Consider the following 4,964-nt stretch of genomic DNA (forward strand, 5'->3'; position numbering starts at 1 on the left):
ATGCCGTCGGGCGTGGCTTTTCCGTGTTTCTCGCCGAGATGAGCGACCTCGCCAGCGGGACCTCCTCAGGATCGACCAAGTTGATCCATGGCGGCCTGCGCTACCTCGAATTCTATGAATTCCGCCTGGTGCGCGAGGCGCTGATGGAGCGCGAGGTTCTGTGGAAGAACGCGCCGCATATCATCTGGCCGATGCGCTTCGTGCTGCCCTATGCCAAGGGCTTGCGTCCGGCCTGGTTGATAAGGCTCGGCCTCTTTCTCTACGATCACATTGGCGGGCGCAAATTGCTGCCGGCGACCAGGACGCTGGACATGACCAGGGATACGGCCGGCAAACCTCTGAAGCCGCTGTTCAAAAGGGCCTTCGAGTATTCGGATGGCTGGGTCAACGATGCGCGGCTGGTGGCGCTGAACGCGCGTGATGCCGCTGATCGCGGCGCAACCATCCGCACCCGTACGAAAGTGGTCGAAGCACGCCGCGAAAATGGGTTGTGGACGATCAAGATCGAGAACCTGCAAACCGGCGAGACCGAGGAGATCAAGGCAAGGCTGCTGGTCAATGCTGCCGGACCCTGGGTCGATCATGTGCTGTCCGGCGTGGTCGGCCTCAACGATGTGCACAATGTCCGCCTCGTGCAGGGCAGCCACATCGTCATCGCCAAGAAATTCGACGATCCGCGCGCCTATTTCTTCCAGAACAAGGATGGCCGCATCATCTTCGCCATTCCCTACGAGGAAGAGTTCACCTTGATCGGCACCACCGACCAGGACTATCCCGGCGACCCGCATGACGTGAAAATCAGCGACACCGAGATCGACTACCTCTGTGCCGCGGCAAGCGAATATTTCGCGCAACCGGTCAAGCGCCAGGACATCGTCTGGACCTATTCGGCCGTCCGTCCTCTCTACGATGACGGCGCTTCGAAGGCGCAGGAGGCGACGCGCGACTATGTGATCAAGGCCGATGGTGGCGAGGGCGCTGCGCCGGTCGTCAATGCGTTTGGCGGCAAGATCACCACCTATCGCCGGTTGTCGGAATCGATGCTGGAAAAGATCGAGGGCTTCCTCGGCAAGCGCGGCAAGCCATGGACGGCAAACGCGCCACTGCCGGGTGGAGATTTCCCGGCCACCGGCTTCGACGCGCAAGTGGCGAAGCTGAAGTCGGCCTATCCCTTCCTCGACGCACGCCTGGCCCGCAGGCTGACCCGGCTTTACGGGACGCGGGCGCAGGTTCTGCTGGGTCTGGCCAAATCGAATGCCGATCTCGGCCGCAATTTCGGTGCCGATCTCTACGAGGCCGAGATACGCTACCTCGTTGAGAACGAATGGGCGGTCACCGCCGAGGATGTGCTATGGCGCAGGACCAAGCGCGGCCTGCACCTTAGCCGCGAGCAGGTGGCATCGCTCGATGAATTCATGCGCGGCATAAGCCGGCGGCATGTCGCGGCTGCCGAATGAAGAGGGGTTTAAGCTGATGCGGAAAGCCTGGGAGGAGGCGTCATGCTGGAACTGAGAAACGTCACCAAGACGGTCGGTGCGGCCGAGCATATCCGCGACGTGTCGCTGACGCTTCAGCATGGCTCGCTCAACGTCCTGCTTGGGCCCACGCTTTCGGGCAAGACCAGCCTGATGCGGCTGATGGCGGGTCTCGATGTGCCGACCTCCGGCTCGGTCTGGTTCGACGGCCAGAACGTCACCGGCGTGCCGGTGCAAAAGCGCAAGATTGCCATGGTCTACCAGCAGTTCATCAACTATCCGGCGATGACCGTCTATGAGAACATCGCCTCGCCGCTGCGGGTGGCCGGGACCGAGCAGGCCAAGATCGACAAGGAAGTGCGCAATGCCGCGGCCCTGCTCAAGCTGACGCCCTATCTCGACCGCACGCCGCTCAGCTTGTCGGGCGGGCAGCAGCAGCGCACCGCGCTGGCGCGCGCCATCGTCAAGAATGCCAGCCTGGTGCTGCTCGATGAGCCGCTTGCCAATCTCGACTACAAATTGCGCGAGGAATTGCGCGCTGAACTGCCGAAGATCTTCGCCGCCGCCGGCACCATCTTCGTCTATGCCACGACCGAGCCGCATGAAGCGCTGCTGCTCGGCGGCAATACGGCGACACTTTCCGAAGGACGCATCACCCAGTTCGGCCCGACCATCGAGGTGTTCCGCAAGCCGGCCGATCTGGTGACGGCAAGGACCTTCGCCGATCCGCCGCTCAACACCATCGTGCTCGCCAAGAAGGGCCCGGATTTCCTGCTCGACGGCGGCGTGAAGCTGCCGGTGCCGGCCGAGCTCTCGGGCATTGCCGATGCGAACTATACGATCGGCTTCCAGCCGCATCATCTGTCGCTCGAACGGCCCAATGCCTTGGCCGTGCCGGTGCGTGCAAAGGTCACGATCACTGAAATCACCGGGTCGGAGAGCTTCATCCATCTCGATTTCGCCGATGTGCGTTGGGTGATGCTGACCCACGGCATCCGCCATTTCGAGCCCGACGAGGTGGTCGAGGTGTTCATCGATCCGCGCCACATCATGGTTTTCGACGAGCACGGCCGCGCCGTCAGCGCGCCGAAGCTGGCGGCATAGGAGGGCGATATGGCGCGCATCGACGTCAATCATGTCAGGCATTCCTATCTGCCGAACCCGCGGACGGATGCCGATTTCGCACTGCGCGAAGTGCATCACACCTTTGAGGATGGCGGCGCCTATGCGCTGCTCGGTCCTTCCGGTTGCGGCAAGACCACGCTGCTCAACATCATTTCGGGCCTGCTTCATCCCTCGCATGGCCAGTTGCTGTTCGACGGCAAGGACGTGACCAACCTGTCGACACAGGAGCGCAACATCGCGCAGGTGTTCCAGTTCCCGGTCATCTACGACACCATGACCGTCTACGACAATCTGGCCTTTCCCCTGCGCAATCGCGGCGTGCCGGAAGCCGATGTCGACCGCAAGGTGCGCGAGACGCTGGAGATGATCGATCTGGCGTCCTGGGCAAAGAAGAAGGCGAGGGGCCTGACCGCCGACCAGAAGCAGAAGATTTCGCTTGGTCGCGGACTGGTGCGCTCCGACGTCAACGCCATCCTGTTCGATGAGCCGCTGACCGTCATCGACCCGCACATGAAATGGGTGCTGCGTTCGCAATTGAAGCAACTGCACCGCCGCTTCGGCTACACCATGGTCTACGTCACCCACGACCAGACCGAGGCGCTGACCTTCGCCGACCAGGTCGTGGTGATGTATGACGGCGGCATCGTCCAGATCGGCACGCCGGCGGAACTGTTCGAGCGGCCGCGCCACACTTTTGTCGGGTATTTTATCGGCTCGCCCGGCATGAACGTCATGCCGGTGGCAATCGACGGCAAGACGGCAACGCTCGGCTCGCAGCGGATCGAACTGCCGGGCACGCCGAAGGCAGGCAGCGGTGCCATCGAGCTTGGCATCCGTCCCGAATATGTGCGGCTCGGCCGCGACGGCATGGCCGTCTCGATCAGCAAGGTCGAGGATGTCGGACGCCACAAGGTGGTTCGCGCCAAGCTGGAAGGCCGCGACATCGCGGCGGTCATCGGCGAGGACGAGAGCGTACCCGCCGAACCGAAAGTCCGGTTCGATCCGGCCGGTATCAACATCTATGCCGATTCCTGGCGCGTCGAGATGGGGGCATAGATGGAAAAGACCTGGAACAACAAGGCCTGGTTCCTGGTGCTGCCGGTGCTGGTGCTGGTGGCGTTCTCGGCCGTCATTCCGCTGATGACGGTCGTCAACTATTCGGTACAGGACACGTTCGGCAACAATGTCTTCTTCTGGGCCGGCACCGAATGGTTCGAGGAATTGCTGTCCTCCAGCCGCTTCTGGGAAGCGATGGTCCGCAATCTGATCTTCTCCTTCATAATTCTGACCATCCAAGTGCCGCTCGGCATCTTCATCGCGCTCAACATGCCGAAAAAGGGCTGGGGCGTGCCGGTCTGCCTGGTGCTGATGGCGCTGCCGCTGCTGATCCCGTGGAACGTGGTCGGCACCATCTGGCAGGTCTTCGGCCGCAATGACATCGGCCTACTCGGCTACTACGTCAACGCGCTCGGCATCGACTACAACTACGTCCAGGATCCGTTCGACGCCTGGGTCACCATCATCATCATGGATGTCTGGCACTGGACGAGCCTGGTCGTGCTGCTCYGCTATGCCGGCCTGGTCTCCATTCCCGATGCCTTCTACCAGGCGGCCAAGATCGACGGCGCTTCGCGCTGGGCGGTGTTCCGCTACATCCAGCTGCCGAAGATGCAGCGTGTGCTTTTGATCGCCGTGCTGCTGCGTTTCATGGACAGTTTCATGATCTACACCGAGCCTTTTGTCGTCACCGGCGGCGGTCCCGGCAATTCGACGACGTTCCTGTCGATCGACCTCGTCAAGACCGCGCTCGGCCAGTTCGACCTTGGTCCGGCCGCAGCGATGTCGCTGGTCTACTTCCTCATCATCCTGTTGTTGTCGTGGGTGTTCTACACCGTGATGACCAATTACGACGCGGAGCGCTGAGATGAGCGGCGCCAACGAAAGAGCGAACAGAGTGGGCGAGACGACAGCTTCGGGAGAACTGGCCAGCACGCTGTCGCAGGATGAGGTCGCCCGGCTGATGCGGCGTCGCGGCGAGGAATCGCGCTGGTGGTGGCTCGTGCCGACGATCTACATCATCGTTCTCCTGCTGCCGATCTACTGGCTCATCAACATGAGCTTCAAGACCAATGCCGAGATCGTCTCCTCGCTGACGCTCTATCCACACGCGCCGACAATCGCCAACTACGTCACCATCTTCACCGATGCATCCTGGTATTCGGGCTACATCAATTCGATCACCTATGTGGTGATGAACATGGTGATTTCGGTGACCGCGGCCTTGCCGGCGGCCTACGCGTTCTCTCGCTACCGCTTCCTCGGCGACAAGCATCTGTTCTTCTGGCTTTTGACCAACCGCATGGC

Annotated in this window: 4 protein-coding genes and 1 pseudogene; all 5 read left to right on the plus strand. The window is 61.7% G+C overall.

The features are described from left to right. Positions 1-1,457 (plus strand): glycerol-3-phosphate dehydrogenase (glpD, locus tag ACXJ7R_RS24700; protein WP_457154114.1); only part of this gene is annotated, 1,457 nt, incomplete at its 5' end. A gap of 42 nt (positions 1,458-1,499) precedes the next feature. Beyond that, entirely contained in the window at positions 1,500-2,579 is a 1,080-nt protein-coding gene (locus ACXJ7R_RS24705) for an ABC transporter ATP-binding protein (protein WP_095085037.1), read from the plus strand. Between the two features lie 9 nt (positions 2,580-2,588). Beyond that, positions 2,589-3,656, plus strand: coding sequence for an ABC transporter ATP-binding protein (locus ACXJ7R_RS24710; RefSeq protein ID WP_457154115.1), 1,068 nt, complete (start codon positions 2,589-2,591; stop codon positions 3,654-3,656). Then, positions 3,657-4,523, plus strand: coding sequence for a carbohydrate ABC transporter permease (locus ACXJ7R_RS24715; protein WP_457154116.1), 867 nt, complete (start codon positions 3,657-3,659; stop codon positions 4,521-4,523). Position 4,524: 1 nt separating this feature from the next. Continuing rightward, positions 4,525-4,964 (plus strand): annotated as a pseudogene (locus tag ACXJ7R_RS24720) (carbohydrate ABC transporter permease); the annotation flags it as partial.

The organism is Mesorhizobium sp. P5_C1 (assembly GCF_054049815.1).